The organism is Parafrankia sp. FMc2 (assembly GCF_041008525.1).
In the GTDB taxonomy this organism is placed as follows: Bacteria; Actinomycetota; Actinomycetes; order Frankiales; family Frankiaceae; genus Parafrankia.
The window spans coordinates 1-16,379 of the sequence record NZ_JBFLUG010000089.1; the positions used below are offsets into that span (position 1 = coordinate 1).

Genomic DNA, 16,379 nt, shown 5'->3' on the forward strand with positions numbered 1-16,379 from the left:
GGCCCGCCCCCAGGCAAGGGCCGGGTCCGGCCCCGGCCCCTGGTCCGGACCCGGCCCTTGCCTGGGGGCGGGCCGGCGAATGCCGGTGGATCTACTACTCCTCCGGCACCACCGCCGATCCGAAGGGTGTCCGGCACACCGATGAGTCGGTGATCGCCTCGTCGGCCGGTGTCGTCGACGGGCTCGGCTTCGGCGCCGGGGACGTGTACCCGATCGCCTGGCCGATCGCCCACATCGGCGGAGTCTCGATGCTCGCGGCGGCACTGCGGACCGGCGGGAAGCTGGTTCTGTTCGACGTGTTCGACCCGGCTGTGACACCGGAGCGGATGGCGGCCCACCGCCCGACGATCCTCGGTTCCGCGACGCCCTTCTTCCACGCCTACCTGGCGGCGCAGCGCCGCCACGGAGTGGGCCCCCTCTTCCCGGCGCTGCGTGCCTGCGTGGGTGGCGGCGCGGCGACACCGGAGCCCGTGAACCGGGAGGTCGCGCAGGTCCTCGGCGTGCCCGGAGTCGTGGGCTCCTGGGGCCTCACGGAGTTCCCGGTGGCCACCAGCGAGAGGTCGATCGACGCCGGGCCCGGCACCACGGTCGGCCGGCCGGCTGCCGGGGTCCGGGTCCGGGTCGTCGACGGCGAACTGCGGCTGAAGGGCCCCCAGTGCTTCCTCGGCTACGCGGACTCCGGGCTCGACGCCGAGGCCTTCGACGCCGACGGCTGGCTGCGGACGGGCGACCTCGGCGACGTCGACGAGCAGGGCCGGGTGCGGGTGCGGGGCCGTCGCAAGGAGGTCGTCATCCGCAACGCGGAGACCATCTCGGCGGCGGAGGTGGAGGAGGTGCTGGCCCGGCACCCGGCGGTCCGCGACGTCGCGGTCGTCGGCGTGCCGGACGAGCGGACCGGCGAGCGGATCTGCGCCGTCGTCGTGGTCCGGCCGGGCCACGACGTCACGCTGGCCGTCCTCGTCGCGCACTGCCAGGGCGAGGGGCTGGCCCGCCACAAGTGCCCGGAACGCCTCGAGATCGTCGGCGAGCTGCCGCGCAACCCGATGGGCAAGGTCCTCCGGCGCGCACTCGAAGGCTGGTTGGCATCGGCCTCGGCCTCGACTGATCGAGTCGACTTAAAAAATATCTAGATTAATGCCGGTTGGACGGAGGACCCGATGGATTCGACGCTCGTCGAACGCAGTGACGGCCTGGTCACGGTCGTCTTCAACCGCCCGGAGAAGAAGAACGCGCTGGACGGTGCCAGCTGGGCCGACCTCGACCGGGTTCTGACCGAGGTCGCCCGGAACCCGGCCGACCGGGCGCTCCTGCTGACCGGCGCTGGTGGGAACTTCTCCTCGGGCGCCGACCTGACCGGCAGCGCGCGCGCGGGCACGGCCACAAGCGCGGGCAGGAGCGCGGGCGCGGCTACGGGCACGGGCACGGGGACGGGGACGGGGAACGAGGCCCGCGGGCTTTCCGGACCCCGGCAGGCGATCCTGCACGAGATGCGTACGGCCGGTGACATCGTCAACCGGCTGCACCGGCTGCCGAAGCCGACCATCGCGGCGGTGGACGGCGTCGCCGTCGGCGTGTCGCTCGGCCTGGTGCTCGCCTGCGACCTCGTCGTCGCCAGCGACCGGGCCCGGTTCTGCGAGGTGTTCGCCAGGCGGGGCCTTTCCCTGGACGGCGGGACGTCCTGGAGCCTGCCCCGCCAGATCGGGCTGCGCCGGGCGAAGCAGATGGCCCTGTTCGGCGACTGGGTGGGGGCCCGGGACGCGCTGGCGTGGGGTCTGGTCAACGAGGTCGTGCCGGCCGACGAGCTGACGAAGGTCGCCACCGCGTGGGGCCGCCGGCTGGCCGCCGGGCCGACGACCGCGCTCAGCCTGATCAAGCGGCTGCTGGACGCGAGCGACTCGGCCACGTTCGAGCGGGCGGTGGAGGACGAGGCGCGAGCCCAGCACATCGCCTACACCACGAGGGATGTGCGGGAGGGCTTCCGGGCCTTCGCCGAGCGCCGCGAGCCGCGGTTCACCGGCGCATGAGCGTCGGGCTGCTGGCGGCCGTGACGCCCGAGCAGGAGCTGCTCCTCGAGTCCAGCTCCAGGTTCATCGAGCGGATGATGCCGCTGCCGTCGGTCCGCGAGCTCGCCGCGGACGCGGGTGGACTCGCCGCGGGCGCGGGCGCAGGCGGACTGGAGGCGCGCTACCACGAGGCCGCGTGCTCGCTCGGCTGGTTCGGGATGCTGGTCGGCGAGGAGCACGGCGGCGGCACCGTGTCGGGCAACGGCCTGCTGGACGCGGCCGCGGTCGCCGCCGAGCGGGGCGCTGTCCTGCAGCCCGGCCCGTTCGCAGCGGCGAACGTCGTCGCCCAGCTGCTGGCGGCCGAGGGTCCGAAGCACCGTGAGGCCCTCGCCCGGCTGGTGGCCGGCCGGGCGCGGGCGACATGGGCGGTGGGCGACGTCGCCGGGCTGACGCCGGGAGCCGGCGAGATCGTCGCGGGCGAGGACGATGGCGGCGGCTTCCGCCTCGACGGCGACGTCCGGCACGTACCGGACGCTGCCGACTGCGACCTGCTGGTCGTCACCGCGCACGGGCCGCGCGGGCTGACCCAGTTCCTGGTCGCGGCGGACACGCCCGGGATCCAGGCACGGCGGATGGCGAGCCTGGACATCACCCGACGGCCGGGCGCGGTGCGGTTCGACGCTGTCCGGGTGGGCGCCGACGCCGTGCTCGGAGCGCCGGGCGACGCGACCGCGGCGCGGTTCGAGTGGCAGGTCGGGATCGCCGCGGTCCTCACCGCCGCGGAGTCGGTGGGGGCGATGCACCGTGAGCTCGAAGCGGCGGTCGAACACGCCAGGACACGCATCGCCTTCGGACGGCCGATCGGCTCGTTCCAGGCGGTCAAGCACCTGCTCGCCGACCTGAGCCTCTCGCTCGAGATGGCGAAGGGCGTGGTGTCCGCCGCCGCCGAGGCGTTAGGTTCCAGATCTCTCGGTTCCGCCGCCCGCGACGGGGTGGATCTCGCGCATGCGGCGAAGGCCTTCGTCGCCGAGCACGGAATCGAGCTGGCCCACGGCTGTTTCCAGGTCTTCGGCGGGGTCGGTTACACCTGGGAGCACGACCACCACCTGTTCATGAGGCGCCTCGCGGCGGACGCGGTGGCCTTCGGCTCGGCGCAGTGGCATCGCGCCCGGCTGGGCGAGCGGATCGGAGTCGGCTGATGCGGGACATCGCGGCGGAGCACGACAGTGATGTGGCGGCGGAGCACGACGACGGCGACAACGCCGCGCCGGAACGAGACGACGGCGCGGAGCCGGAACGCGAGGTCCGTGCGCCGGTGCCAGCGCCGGATCTCGACGAGTACCGGGCCCGGGCCCGGGGCTGGATCGAGGCGAACCTGGAGCGGGGCCCGGCTTCCGGCGGTCGCCGGGGCGACATCGATCCGGCCGCGATCGCGGCCGGTCGCGCGCTGCAGCGCCGGCTGTACGAGGCCGGGTACGCGGGGATCACCTGGCCGCGCGAGTACGGCGGCCAGGGCCTCGGCCCGGAGTACGAGCGCGCCTTCCAGCAGGAGGCACGCGGGTACCGGCTGCCGGAGCTGGGCATAGCCGGCGGCACCACGTTCGGCGTGTGCGCCATGACGATGCTCGCGCACGCGTCGGCGGACTTCCTGCGCCGGCACATCCCGAGGATCCTCGCCGGCGAGGAGCTCTTCGTGCAGTTCTTCTCCGAGCCGGAGGCCGGGTCGGACCTGGCCGGTGTGCGCACCCGGGCGGCCCGTTCCGGCGACGGGTGGGTCCTCAACGGGTCGAAGATCTGGAGCAGCGGGGCCTACTATGCCGACTGGGGGATGTGTCTCGCCCGCACCGACTGGGACGTGCCCAAGCACCGTGGGCTGACGTGGTTCGCCGTCCCCGTCACCGCCCCCGGCGTGACCGTGGAGCGGATCAGGCAGATCACCGGCGACGCCGAGTTCTGCCAGGAGTTCTTCGACGACGTCGTGCTCGGCGACGGTGACGTCATCGGCCAGGTGGACGACGGCTGGACCGTCGCCCAGACCATGCTGATGTTCGAGCGCGGCGGGGGGCTCAGTCACGGCACCCGCACCACCCGGGCCTCGACGGGTGTCGCGCCCGACCTCGTGGAGCTCGCCCGGACCGCCGGCCGGCTCGCCGACCCGCTCACCCGCGACCTGATCGTGCGCGCCCACGTCGACGACGTGGCACGCCGGGCGTTGCTCGCGCGGCTCGGCGCGCGGATGCGGGCGGATCCCGCCCAGGCGCTGCACCTGGCGTCCTACGCCAAGCTGGTCAGCGGTGTCCACGACCCGATCCGCGCCGACACCGCCATGCGCATCGGCGGCGCGGACGCCGTGAACTGGGACGCCGCCAGCGGGGACGCCGCGAGCGGGGACGCCGTCGACCGGGAGGAGCAGCCCGGTGGGGCCGTCGGGCGCAGAACCGCGGTCGGCTTCCTCAACAGCCGCTTCATGTCCATCGCCGGCGGAACCAACGAGATGCAGCGCAACAGCATCGGCGAGCGGGTGCTCGGGCTTCCCCGCGAGCCGTCCTTCGACAGCGGCAAGCCGTTCCGGGAGGTGCTGCGGGACGCCCGTGGCTGGACGTCGGCCCGGGAGTAGCCCGACCACCATGGCCGCTCGGGCCCCGCAGCCGACCGGCCGGCCGGCCGCCAGGGCCCCGCGGCCACCCGTCAGGCTGTCGGCACGGTGGCGGCCACCGCTTCGAGAGCCGCCCGCCGTGCCCAGGTGTAGTCGGCCTTGCCGGTGACATGGCGGCGGATCCGCGGGCACAGCAGCACGGCCCGGGGCGCCTTGAACCGCGCGACCTGGCCGGCGACGTGCTCGCGGACCGAGGCTGGAGACACCTGCGCACCTGCCCGGAGCTGGACGAGCGCGACCACCTCCTCGCCGTACCGGTCGTTCGGCCGCCCGACGACGAGCGCGTCGAGGATGTCGGGGTGCTGCCGAAGCACCTCCTCCACCTCCTCGACGAACACCTTCTCGCCGCCGGTATTGACGACCATCGCGTCCCGCCCGAGCACGACGATGTCGCCGTCGCTGTTGTAGCGGGCACGGTCGCCGGGAACCGAGGTCCGCCGGCCGTCGACGAGCGGGAAGGTCTGTTCCGTGCGCGCCCGGTCGCCGAGGTAGCCGAGTGGGATCCGGCCGACCCGGGCCGTCCAGCCGACCTCGTCGTCCCGGGGGTCGAGGAAGCGGGACCGGTCCGCCGACAGCACCGCGGCGCCCGCGGAGAGCCTGAACCGGTGCGCCTGCCGGCCCGCCGTCGATGTCCCGAACGCCATTCCGCCCGTCTCGGACGCGCCGTACCCGTCGACGACGGTGAGCTGGGGCAGCAGGTCCACCAGGGCCTGCTTGAGCCCGGCACTGGTCGTCGCGCCGCCGGTGCCAAGGCGCACCAGTGAGGACAGGTCGTAGGAGCCGGCCCTGATCTCCTCCACCAGCGGCCGGGCGTAGGCGTCGCCCACGATCGACATCATCGTCACCCGCTCGCGCTGGACGGTCCGCAGGATCTCAGGTGCGTCGAACGGCACGGAGTCGTCGTGCAGGACGACCGTGCCGCCGTTGACGAGCCCGGCGAACGCGGTCCACTGCGCGGCGCCGTGCATCAGCGGGGGAGCCGCGAACCAGACGCCCGCCCCGGCCGCGGCGATCTCCGCGATGACGTCGCGAGTGGCTCCCTCGACACCGCCCATGGCGGAGACGTAGACGTCCCCCTGACGCCACAGCACGCCCTTCGGGGTCCCGGTCGTGCCGCCGGTGCAGACGAGGTAGAGATCGTCGGGTGACGGGACCGGGAGGTCGTGGACTCCCTCGGCGTCGGCCACCGCCGAGGGGAACGAGGTGCTGCCCGGCAGGGGGGCGACACCGGAGCCGTCGTCGACGTCGATCAGCAGCAGCCCGCCGGGGGTGCCGTCGAGCCGGGTGCCGAGCCGGGTGTCGAGCCGGGCCGCCTGGGCGATCTTCGGGCCAAGCCGCCGGTGGTACACCACGGCCTCGGCGCCGACCTGGCTCAGCAGCGCGCCGATCTCCCGCGGCGCGTAGTGATGGTTGACGTTGAACGGCACGGCCCGGGCGCGGAAGGCTCCGATCATCGTCTCGAGGTACTCGGGGCAGTTCGACATCACGAGCGCCACGGTGCTCTGGCCGCACTCCCAGCGCCGCAGCTCGCGGCGTTCGCGTCGCACGCCGAGCCCGTGCTGCCGGAAGTGTGCGGCGAGATGCCGGGTGCGGTCCCGCACCTGCGCATAGCTTCGGCGCGTGGTGGCCGACACCAGCATGTCACGGTCGGGGGCCACGTCGGTGACGACGTCGAGCACGGCGGGTAACGACCACTCCTGCGCTGTCACGCGGTTCTCCCTCACCCGGGCGCAGGTCGGGCTCGCGCTCGCAGGTTGTCCGGTTGACGTACCCGCCCAATATCTCTAGATATATGTCCATGGCGCAAGAGTCTCCCCCGTCGTACCACCCGAACATCCGGGCTGAGCGTGACGGATTCGTCGTGACGGTCACGATCGACCGGCCGGAGTCGAAGAACGCCTGCACGGGCGACATGTGGGTGGCGCTCGGACGCACCTTTCGGGACGTCGCCTTCTCGGGCGCCCGTGCCGTCATCCTCACCGGCGCCGGCGGGGACTTCTGCACCGGAGCGGACCTCGGTGGCGCCCGCGGCGAGCGCCCGTCGAGCGGGAGCGGGGCGCCTCCGCACAACCTCAACAACATGCGGGTCCTGGCCGACGTGGTGCTGGCGGTCCACGACTGCCCGGTGCCGGTCGTGGCCAAGGTCGACGGCCTGTGTGTCGGTGCAGGCCTGGGCCTCGCGCTGGCCGCCGACCTCACCTGGTGCGCCCAGACGGCCCGGTTCTCGCTGATCTTCGCCAGGCGGGGTCTCAGCCTCGACTTCGGCACCTCCTGGCTGCTGCGCCAGCGGATCGGCGTGCACAGAGTGAAGGAGCTCGCGTACACCGCGAGGATGCTCAGCGGGACAGAGGCGGGAGAGATCGGCTTCGTGAACGCGGTCGTGCCGGCGGCGCGCCTCGACGCCGCGGTGCGCGAGATCGCCGACAGCATCGCCGCCGGGCCGCCCGTGGCGCTGTCCATGACCAAGCGCGCACTGGCTGCCGCCGGGACGTCGTCCCTCGCCCAGGCGCTCGAGGTCGAGGCGCTGGCGCAGACGGTGAACGTCCACACCAGGGACATGCGGGAGGCGCTGGCGGCCTACGTCGAGCGCCGCCCGCCCCACTTCGAGGGACGCTGACCGCCGGCGGCTCCGCCGGCTGCTCCCGGTGGCTTCAGTAGTGGTGCTGCATCAGATCGATGACCGTGCGGGCGCCCTGGGTGAGGAGCACCTTTCCCACGATCGTCATGTGCTCCTTCCAGTGTTCCTCGGCGGCGGCGGCGTCGCCCGCCTCGACAAGCGCCGCCAGCCGGGCCTGGGAACGGAGCCCCCGTAGCCGCGTTTCCGTGGTGTCCTTCCCGCCCTCGGGCTGGCTGACCGCGGCGACGGCCCGGGCGACGATCTCGTTGAGCATTTCGGCGACAATGCCGAGGGTCTGGTTTCCGGCCAGTTCGACGAGCCGGGCGTGAAAGCGTGAGTTGGCGTTTCCGAACGCCTCGGGGTCGTCGATCACCTCGAGTTGTTCGGCGGTGAGCCGCCGTAGCTCGGCGGCCGCCGAGCCACGGTCCTGTGACGAGGTGATGATCCGCACGGCGACCGGTTCGAGCAGGCTGCGGGCGGCGTGGACGTCCGCGAGCGGCACGTTGCGGGCCTGGAGCACGAGCGCCGTGGTGCGGGCGGTCATCCGCTGGTCCGGCTGGTGGACGACGATTCCGCCGAGAACACCGCGCCTGACCGAGATCAGGCCCTCGGTCTCGAGTATGCGCAGGGCTTCGCGCAGAGACGGGCGGGAAACCCCGAAACGCTCGACCAGGTCCGGCTCGTGGCCGAGGGACTCGCCCTCCGAAAGCTCGCCCTGGACGATGAGCTGCCGAAGCTCGTCGGCAATGCGCTGGGGCTTCTCGCGCAGTGCGGCCCGGTCGCGATTCTGTGCTTTTCTCGGCTGGGCCACCATGATCGACCTTCTCTGAGTGTCCGCGGTCCGCCCAGCCTACCGGGCCGCGAGGATTGGCCCCCCGTGCCCGCGCGTGATCACGCGATCTCGCGCCTCATACATCTAGAGATTTAGGGAATCGCCATCGGCCTGCCGGGCGGAATCGTCGTCGGGTGCGACGACCACGTCCGCTGTGACGATCACGTAGGGGTGGTCCAGGGAGTCCGAGGCGCGGAAGGCCTTCCGGTAGGCCGCGAGCGAGTTCGCGGTGGTGGACGGGCTCGAGTGGTAGTGGGTCGGGTGGGGCACGACCAGCTGGCCGGCGACCTCCGCGCTCTTCCCGGCGGTGGTCAGCTGGTTCCGGAGGTCGCCGGCCGACCCGGCTCAGAAGGCCGGCAGCACCTCGCCCTTCGGCCACCTGGTGGTGACGAAGGTGCGGACCTGGGTGGAGTGCAGCAGCTCGTCGAGCCGGACGAGCCGCGGATCGTCGATGTCCTCAGCCCGGACAGCCACGAAGTTCGCGTAGGGGTTGTCCTCGCCGGACTCGATCAGCAGGGAGTCGGTGGCCGGGTTCAGACCGCCCTCGAGCGCGTAGTTGCCGTTGATGATCGCGAGGTCGAAGTCCTGCAGGCTGCGCGGGAGCTGCTCGGGGTCGGTCTCGACGAACTCCAGGTTCTTCGGGTTGTCCGCCACGTCGAGAAGGGTCGGGTCCTCCTCCCCGGTGTCGTCGAGAGTGATCAGGTCGGCGCCGACGAGCAGGTCGAGCGCGCGGGCCTGGTTGGACGGGTCGTTGGTGATGCCGACCCGGGCCCCGTCGCGCAGGTCGGCCACGTCGTCGACAGTCTCGGAGTACGCCGCGTACGGCTCGATGTGGATGCCGGGGAAGTGGCCGAAGTCGTAGCCCCGCTCGGCGACCTGAACCTCGTAGTAGGGGAGGTGCTGGAAGTAGTTCGCGTCGAGATCGCCCTCGGACAGGGCGACGTTCGGCTGGATGTAGTCGGTGTACTCGACGATGTCGAGTCGCAGGCCGGCCTCGGCGGCCAGCTCGTCCTGGACGAACTGGAGGATCTCGGCGTGCGGCGTCGGGCTCGCGCCTATTCTGATGGGCCGGTCGCCGGAATCCCCGCCCGCGCCGCCGTCGTCGGAGTCGCTGCAGGCGCCGAGGGTGAGGGTCGTCGCAAGAACGGAGACGGCGATCGGCAGGAATACTCTGCGCACGTGATGTCCTTCCGCGGGTGCATGCCCGCTTGGGTGGAGCGGGATCAGGGATTTCCGGGACGGGACGCCGGATGTTCCGGTGCTAGCGGTGGTCCAGCCGTCGGGCGGCGACATCCCCGGTCAGCTGGATGATCTGTACGAGGGCGACGAGAACGATGACCGTCACCACCATCACGTCGGTCTGAAATCTGTTGTAGCCGTAGCTGACGGCGAGATAGCCGAGCCCGCCGCCGCCCACCGAGCCGGCCATCGCGGAGTACGACACGATGGTCACGACGGTCGTGGTGAACCCGGAGATGATGCTCGGCAGCGATTCGGGGACGAGCACCTTGGCCACCACCTGCACCCGGGAGGCGCCCATCACCACCGCGGCCTCGACGGTGTCGGGGTTGACCTCCCGCGCCGCGCTCTCGACCAGGCGGGCGAAAAAGGGCGCGGCGCCGAGGGTCAGCGGCACGATGGCCGCCTCCGGGCCGATGTTCGTTCCGACGACGAACCGGGTGAACGGAATCACCGCGATCAGCAGGATCAGGAACGGCAGCGACCGGCCGACGTTGACGACGAGCCCGAGCGTCCGGTGGGCGAGGAAGGACGGCCGGAGCCCGGTCGGCGAACTCGTGTGCAGGAGCAGCCCGAGCGGAAGCCCAAGGAACAGGGTGAACAGCGAGCTGAAGCCGACCATCTGGAGGGTCTCCAGGGCCGCTTCGGGGAGCCGTTCGTTGATCACGCGGTTGTCGAACACCCCGAGCGCCTGCGCCTCGGCGACCGGCACGAAGCTGATCTCTCCTGCGCGGCCGGAGCTCACCGCCCGGCCCCGCCCCCGGCGGCTTCCTCTCCTGCGGCCGCCTTCGTGATCTCCTTCGTCGGTGACGGAGCATCCGCCGTCGCCGTCGGCTCCGTGAGGAGCTCGACGGTCAGGCCCCGGGCGCGCAGGAACGCGGTGGCGTCGCTGACCGACGCCGTCGGGGGGAGACCGATCCGCAGCCGGCCGAACTGCTGGGCGCCGTACGTCTCCACGGCACCGCCGAGGACTGCGACGTCGGCGTCCAGATGCCGCACCAGCTGGGCGAAGGCGAGGCTGGCGCGGTGCTCACCGCTGTCGACCGGATGTTCGCCGGCGAACGACACCTCGAGCACCACGTAGGGCCCCGGCTGGTCGGGCGGTCGGATCGGCAGCAGATCCCGGGCCAGCCGCGAACCCTGGTGGGTGAGCACGGACGCCAGGTCTCCCTGCTCGGCGACCCGGCCGTCCCGCAGCAGCGTTACGCTGTCGCACACCTCCCTGACGACCGCGGACTCGTGGGTGATCAGCAGGACGGTCACGCCGAGGCGGTCCCGAACGTCCTTGATCAGGCGGAGGATCTGCCCGGTCGTCGTGACATCGAGTGCCGACGTCGGTTCGTCGCACAGCAGCACCGCGGGATCGGTGGCCAGCGCCCGCGCGATACCCACCCGCTGGCGCTGGCCACCGGAAAGCTGGGCCGGATAGGCCCTGGCCCGGTCGGCGAGGCCGACCAGCTCCAGGAGCTCGGCCGTGCGGGCCCGGCGGGCCGCGCGGCGCACACCCGCCAGTTCCAGCGGGAACGCCACGTTCGCCGCCGCCGTCCGGTTGTCCAGCAGGTTCACGTGTTGGAAAACCATGCCGATGCAGCGCCGGGCGCGCCGGCGCTCGGTTTCGCGCAGCGATGTCAGTTCCCGCCCGTCAATACGTACCGACCCCGAGGTCGGGCGTTCGACAGCCGTCAGGCAGCGCACCAGAGTGCTTTTACCGGCGCCACTGCGACCGACGACGCCATGGATCTCTCCCACGGCGACGTTCAGGTCGATGCCGTCGAGCGCCGCGACCTCACCGGAACGGGCGCGATAGACCTTGCGAAGATCCGTTACGGAGATCACGAAAATCCAGACCGTGCCCGGAAACCGGGCCTGTGCCGTTCGTCGGGCGTCAGTACGTGAAGGCTGCCCAACGACACAGCGCGCTGCTGTGCCGGCGAAGGTCGATCGCGAGACGTCGAGTCAATCCCGATTTTCTCGACATAATTAGTAGTTTTACCCCGGGATGAGTCGACGTCAAGTGCCCCTGATTCCTGATTCCGCCGGGCGTGGCGCAGCCGATGGGCTGACCGCCGTGCCGAGTTTTACCGGGCGGTGCGGTGCGGCGCGCTGCGCTGGCTGGCCGAGGCGACACTGCCGGTTATGGAGAGCGCCGCCGGGTAACCCGGCGACAGCAGGCGATACGGGTGAGGATCGGGCGGCGATGCAGACCTTTCTGCCCTATGCGGACTTCGCGGCCAGTGCCGCGGTTCTCGACCCCCGCCGCCTCGGCAAGCAGCGGGTCGAGGCACTGCAGGTCCTGCGCGCGCTGACCTATGAGGGCTATGGCTGGCAACGACATCCCGCCGTCCGGATGTGGGTGGGCTACCCGCAGGCCGTCGCCGCCTACGGGCTGGCGATCTGCGCGGAGTGGACCGCCCCGGGACGCGCGGACACCTGCGCGGCCACGATCGGCGCCGATCTCAGCCGGGCGGCGCTGCCGCCGCGGTCCCAGCAGGCACTGGCACGGCTCGGGCTGCTGCCCGACTGGCTGGGGGAGGAACGCCTCCATCGCAGCCACCGGGCCGCGCTGGTCCGCAAGGACCCGGACTTCTACGGCCCGCTGTTCGGCGACGTGGACCCGACGCTGCCGTACTACTGGCCGGTCTGAACCACTGGCCGGTCTGAACCACTGCCTGAACCACTGCCTCCTGGCCGTCCAGACGCCCTGAGCTCCGCACGCACGCCACCGCTCCGTCCGACCGGACCGGACCTTGATCGATGTGAGCTGCCGCCATCCGTTGTCCTGGAAGGTACGGTGATGAGGTGCGAGGAGTGAGGCCCGGAGCGACGGCCGGAAGCCCGAGCACGCGGGGGAGGATCGACAAGCGGCAGGCGATCCTCGAGGCCGCCTTTGTGATCTTCGCGCGGGAGGGGTACGCCCAGGCGAGTGTGGACGCGATCGCGGCCGAGGCCGGCGTGGCCAAACCGACGATCTACAACCACCTCGGTGGCAAGGAGAACCTCTTCCTCCACGCCATGACCGCGACCGCGGAGCGGACCACGGCGCGCAGTCTCGCCGTGGTGTCCCGGCTCGCGGTCGACGCGGCGGATCTGCACACCGCCTTCGCCGACGTCGGCGAGGCCCTGCTGAGCTGCTACTGCTCGGAGGAGTCCTGGGCGCTGCGGCGGTTGCTGCACGCCGAGATCGTCCGGTTCCCGGGGCTGTTCGACGCCATCGGGGCCAGCGGGCCGAACCAGGTGGGCGAGGCGTTCGCGGACCGGCTGGCCCGGCTCGCCCTGGCGGGCCGCCTGCGGCTGACGGATCCGGTGGAGGCGGCCGAGCAGTTCCTCGCGCTGATCACCGGTCCCGTCGCGAGTCGTTCCGCTCTGGGTACCAGGCCGCTGGGCGACGCGCAGCTGCGCCGGGTGGCCGAGGCGGCATCCACCACGTTCCTGCGCGCCTTCACCGCCGCTCCGGTCGGCCTCCCCGTCAGCGACTAGCCCCCCCGCCCGCGGCGGGCCTGTCCGTGGCGCTTCTCGACAGCTCGGCATGCGCGACAGCGCGGCAGTTCGGCATGCCGGCACGCTCGGCACGCCGACACCTGGCGCGGGGACACGACACGATCCGTTTCGGACGCGACTCTCCGACCCTGTTTCCAGTACAGTATTTTTTACTGATCGGTAAAATAAAGCGTACGGGGGATAGCATGGCTCGGGGGGAGGGCGACCGGCTGGATCCCGCGCTGCTGCGGTTGGTCGGGGTGCTCCTGCTGGGCGGGATGATGGGCCTGCTCGACGGCACGATCGTGAACGTCGGGATCGGCTCGCTCGGCGCGCACTTCGACGCGTCGCTGGGCGCTGTCGGCTGGGTCGCCACCGGCTACCTGCTCGCGGTGACCGTCGCGATCCCGCTCAGCGCGTGGGCGGTCGACCGGTTCGGGGCCCGGCGGATGTGGCTGGCCGGCCTGTCGCTGTTCCTTGCGGGGTCGCTCGCCTGCGGGGTGGCACCGTCGATCGAGACGTTGGTCGTCTTCCGGGTGATCCAGGGCTTCGGCGGCGGGATGCTCGACCCGCTGATGCTCACGCTGCTCGCGCGCGCGGCCGGCCCGGCCCGGGTCGGGCGGGTGATGGGGCTGATGGGCGTCGTCATCCCGCTGGGCCCGGTGCTGGGCCCGATCGTCGGCGGTGTGATCATCGAGCGCCTGGACTGGCGGTGGATGTTCCTGGTGAACCTGCCGATCGGCCTGGTGGCGCTGCTGGCCTCCCTGCGGGTGGTCCCGGTCGATCCGCCGCGCTCCGAGCGCGGGGCGGGGCGTCTCGACGTCATCGGGGTCGCGTTGCTGTGCCCGGCGTTCGCCGTGCTGGTGTACGCCCTCTCGCGGGCCGGTGAGCACGGGTTCGACGCGGCCCGGGTGCCGGTGACGCTGGCCGTCGGGGGAGTGCTGCTCGTGGCCTACCTCGGGCACGCGCTGCGGGCCGGCGGTGCCGCGCTGATCGACCTGCGCCTGTTCGGCAGCCGCGGCTTCGGCGCGAGCGTGGCGGTCATGGCGATCACCGGAGTGATGCTCTTCTCGATGCTGTTCGTCGTGCCGCTGTACTACCAGGTGCTGCGCGGCCACGATGTGCTCGAGGCCGGCCTGCTGCTCGCGCCGCTGGGGGCGGGCTCGTTCCTCGCGATGCCGCTGGCGGGCCGGCTCGGCGACAGGATCGGAGCGCGCGCTCTGGCCCCGGGTGGCGCTGTGCTGATCGCGGCGAGCGTGCTGGTGTTCACCCAGGCCGGGGCGGACACCGGCGAGGCCGGTCTGGCGGTCGCCGTCTTCGTGACGGGTCTCGGGCTGGGCTTCGTCGGGGCGCCGACGATGGGGGCGCTGTACCGGACGCTGCCACCGGAGGCGGTGCCGCAGGGGACGTCCGCGCTGTATGTGCTCAACCAGCTGGGGGCGTCCCTCGGGATCGCGATCGTGGCGTTCATCCTGCAGCGCGGGTTCACCGGTGGTGCGCCGACGGTCGGCGCGTTCCAGTCGGCCTTCTGGTGGGTCTTCGGAGGGGCGCTCGCGGTCCTGGTGGCGGGCTGCTTCCTGCCGGGCCGGCCGGCCCCCGCGCCGGCGGGCGTCGCCGGGCCGAGGGAGAGCGAACCCGCCCCCACGGGGTGATCCCTGCGCCAGAACCGGTGTAGGGATGGGACCGGGCGTGCAGAATCTGGCGGGACGGGCCGCGTTCCACCACGGAGCCGCCGGACATGACCACGATCTCGTCGGCGCGGTCCGCGGCGACAGCGAGATCGTGGGCCGGCATCGGGGGCGGCTCCCTGCCCTCGCGGTTCCGGTCCCTACCGTCGGACCGCGTCGAGGGCCAGCGCGAACAGGCGGTCGGCCTGGTCGGCGTCGCCATCGCGAGCAGTCGCCAGCGCGATGCCGACGAGCAGTTGGAGCAGGTCGTCCGGGGTCAGGTCGGAGCGGGCGGTCCCTTCCCGCTGGGCGCGGTCAAGGAGGCCGGTCGCGGCGTGCGTGATCACCTCATGGCAGGCGACGGTGGCTGACTCGGGCCCCTCCGCCATGAGCGTTCCGGCCAGGGCCTGGTTGACGCGTGCGTGGACGAGGAAGAGCCGTAGCCAGGTCGCCAGGGCGTCATCCGCGGAGTGGGTCGCCGACAGCTCCGCCGCCTGTCGGCACAGGGTCTCGATCCGGTCGGCGAGAACGGCGGTCAGCAGGGCGGTCCGGGTCGGGAAGTGCCGATACAGGGTTCCCTGCCCGACTCCGGCCCGGCGGGCGATCTCGACGAGCGACGCGTCAGGGCCGGCCTCGTCGAACGCCTCACGCGCGACGGTGAGCAGGCGCTCCCTGTTGCGCCGCGCGTCGGTGCGCCGGGGGCGCTCCGCTGGCGCTCGTCCGCCCACCGCGTCCCTCCCTCACGCCGTCCCCATAGACAACCGGACAGCCTGTCCGTATCGTAGCCGTTCGGATCCGGACAGGCTGTCCGGATCCGGATCCGGATCCGGAGCGACGGAGGGGCAGGGTGCACGTGGAGTCAGGACACGAGCTCGGCCATGTCGGCCTGTGGACGTTCGCCTTCGACGGCCAGCCCGCCGGCCGCGTGCGGGAGAGCGCCGCGGAGATCGAGGAGCTCGGCTACGGAGCGATCTGGTACGGAGAAGGTCTCGGCCGAGACACGGTGAGTCAGGCATGGCTGCTGTTGTCCGCCACGCGGCGGATCACCGTCGCGTCCGGCATCGCGAACATCGCATTCCGTGACCCCGTTGCGCTGGCGACCGCGGCCCGCGCCCTGGGAGAGGCGTTTCCGGGCCGCTACCTTCTCGGCCTCGGCGGGCACCGGATTGACGACACCATCCACAAGCTGGACGGGTACCCCGTACCGGGCCGGGGAAAGGCGGTGTCGACCATGAGCGCCTACCTCGCGGCGATGGATGCCGTCCCCGCCCACAGCCCGGTGCCGCAGCCGGCCGTGCGCCGGGTGCTGGCCGCGCTCGGCCCGAAGATGCTTGCGCTGGCCGCGCAACGGGCGTGGGGTGCACATCCGTACTTCGTACCCGTCGACCACACTCGGCGCGCCCGCGAGATCATGGGCCCGGAAGCGTTCCTCGGGGTGGAACAGGCCGTCGTCGTGGCCACCGAGGTCGACCAGGCCCTCCAGATCGCCACGGCACACGTGGCTGGCTACGTCTCCATGGCACCCCACCAGGAGGCGAACATGCGGCGGCTGGGGTTCGGCGATGACGACCTCGTCGGTGGCCCGAGCCGCCGGCTCGTCGACGCGATCGTCGCTCGTGGTGACGTCGAGGCTGTCCGGGAGCGGGTGCGCCAGCACCTCGACGCGGGCGCCGACCACGTCTGCATCCAGGTACTCACCGCCGACCCGACCGCACTACCCGACCGCGAATGGCGCGAGCTCGCCCCGGCCCTGCGTGATCTTGCGCGTTCCCCTGGGCCATGACGGGAGATCGTGCCCCGTGCCGACACGGCGCCCCACCGTCCGACTCCCCGCTGGCGGACCGCGGTACCGCCCGCCTCCGGCCTGGGGCAGCCGATGGTTGCCCCA

General features: G+C 72.2%; 16 protein-coding genes. 9 read left to right on the top strand and 7 right to left on the bottom strand.

Annotation, left to right across the window (positions count from 1 at the left end):
• The 4 genes from AB1460_RS24930 to AB1460_RS24945 form a co-directional block, all read left to right on the top strand.
• A partial coding sequence (locus AB1460_RS24930; protein ID WP_368964538.1) for a class I adenylate-forming enzyme family protein occupies positions 1-1,130 on the top strand: 1,130 nt, incomplete at its 5' end.
• 27 nt (positions 1,131-1,157) lie between these two features.
• Positions 1,158-2,024, top strand: a complete 867-nt coding sequence (locus tag AB1460_RS24935) for an enoyl-CoA hydratase/isomerase family protein (protein WP_368964539.1) — start codon at positions 1,158-1,160, stop codon at positions 2,022-2,024.
• Entirely contained in the window at positions 2,021-3,202 is a 1,182-nt protein-coding gene (locus AB1460_RS24940) for an acyl-CoA dehydrogenase family protein (protein WP_368964540.1), read from the top strand. The genes AB1460_RS24935 and AB1460_RS24940 overlap by 4 nt, the downstream gene beginning before the upstream one ends.
• Positions 3,202-4,620 (top strand): acyl-CoA dehydrogenase family protein, encoded by a 1,419-nt coding sequence (locus AB1460_RS24945; RefSeq protein WP_368964541.1) that lies wholly within the window; start codon positions 3,202-3,204, stop codon positions 4,618-4,620. The genes AB1460_RS24940 and AB1460_RS24945 overlap by 1 nt, the downstream gene beginning before the upstream one ends.
• Before the next feature lie 71 nt (positions 4,621-4,691).
• Here the strand turns inward: AB1460_RS24945 and AB1460_RS24950 are convergent, their stop codons facing one another.
• Positions 4,692-6,368, bottom strand: a complete 1,677-nt coding sequence (locus tag AB1460_RS24950; protein ID WP_368964542.1) for an AMP-binding protein — start codon at positions 6,366-6,368, stop codon at positions 4,692-4,694.
• Positions 6,369-6,520: 152 nt separating this feature from the next.
• Between AB1460_RS24950 and AB1460_RS24955 the strand changes: the two genes are divergently transcribed.
• Entirely contained in the window at positions 6,521-7,276 is a 756-nt protein-coding gene (locus AB1460_RS24955) for an enoyl-CoA hydratase/isomerase family protein (protein WP_368964543.1), read from the top strand.
• A 34-nt stretch (positions 7,277-7,310) separates the two neighbouring features.
• Here AB1460_RS24955 and AB1460_RS24960 read toward each other — a convergent pair whose 3' ends face one another.
• The 5 genes from AB1460_RS24960 to AB1460_RS24980 form a co-directional block, all read right to left on the bottom strand.
• On the bottom strand, positions 7,311-8,090 hold the full coding sequence (locus AB1460_RS24960; RefSeq protein WP_368964544.1) for a FadR/GntR family transcriptional regulator: 780 nt from the start codon (positions 8,088-8,090) through the stop codon (positions 7,311-7,313).
• Between the two features lie 102 nt (positions 8,091-8,192).
• On the bottom strand, positions 8,193-8,378 hold the full coding sequence (locus AB1460_RS24965; RefSeq protein ID WP_368964545.1) for a hypothetical protein: 186 nt from the start codon (positions 8,376-8,378) through the stop codon (positions 8,193-8,195).
• A 75-nt stretch (positions 8,379-8,453) separates the two neighbouring features.
• Positions 8,454-9,287 (bottom strand): MetQ/NlpA family ABC transporter substrate-binding protein, encoded by an 834-nt coding sequence (locus AB1460_RS24970; protein ID WP_368964546.1) that lies wholly within the window; start codon positions 9,285-9,287, stop codon positions 8,454-8,456.
• Positions 9,288-9,369: 82 nt separating this feature from the next.
• Positions 9,370-9,969 (bottom strand): methionine ABC transporter permease, encoded by a 600-nt coding sequence (locus tag AB1460_RS24975; protein ID WP_368964562.1) that lies wholly within the window; start codon positions 9,967-9,969, stop codon positions 9,370-9,372.
• 119 nt (positions 9,970-10,088) lie between these two features.
• Positions 10,089-11,183, bottom strand: coding sequence for a methionine ABC transporter ATP-binding protein (locus AB1460_RS24980; RefSeq protein ID WP_368964547.1), 1,095 nt, complete (start codon positions 11,181-11,183; stop codon positions 10,089-10,091).
• Between the two features lie 361 nt (positions 11,184-11,544).
• Here AB1460_RS24980 and AB1460_RS24985 point away from each other — a divergent pair, with 361 nt between their 5' ends.
• The 3 genes from AB1460_RS24985 (at position 11,545) to AB1460_RS24995 (ending at position 14,476) form a co-directional block, all read left to right on the top strand.
• Positions 11,545-11,991 (top strand): MSMEG_6728 family protein, encoded by a 447-nt coding sequence (locus AB1460_RS24985; protein WP_368964548.1) that lies wholly within the window; start codon positions 11,545-11,547, stop codon positions 11,989-11,991.
• Positions 11,992-12,155: 164 nt separating this feature from the next.
• Positions 12,156-12,824, top strand: coding sequence for a TetR/AcrR family transcriptional regulator (locus tag AB1460_RS24990; protein WP_368964549.1), 669 nt, complete (start codon positions 12,156-12,158; stop codon positions 12,822-12,824).
• Positions 12,825-13,030: 206 nt separating this feature from the next.
• Complete coding sequence (locus AB1460_RS24995) at positions 13,031-14,476, top strand: DHA2 family efflux MFS transporter permease subunit (protein ID WP_368964550.1); 1,446 nt, start codon at positions 13,031-13,033, stop codon at positions 14,474-14,476.
• Between the two features lie 176 nt (positions 14,477-14,652).
• Here the strand turns inward: AB1460_RS24995 and AB1460_RS25000 are convergent, their stop codons facing one another.
• Positions 14,653-15,219 carry a TetR/AcrR family transcriptional regulator gene (locus tag AB1460_RS25000; protein WP_368964551.1) on the bottom strand — a complete coding sequence of 189 codons (567 nt, stop codon included), beginning with the start codon at positions 15,217-15,219 and terminating at the stop codon, positions 14,653-14,655.
• Between the two features lie 65 nt (positions 15,220-15,284).
• On the opposite strand from AB1460_RS25000, the gene AB1460_RS25005 reads away from it, so the two are divergent.
• The gene (locus tag AB1460_RS25005; protein WP_420497353.1) at positions 15,285-16,274 is read left to right on the top strand and encodes a TIGR03620 family F420-dependent LLM class oxidoreductase; all 990 of its coding nucleotides are present in this window, start codon (positions 15,285-15,287) and stop codon (positions 16,272-16,274) included.
• The last annotated feature ends 105 nt before the right edge of the window (positions 16,275-16,379 follow it).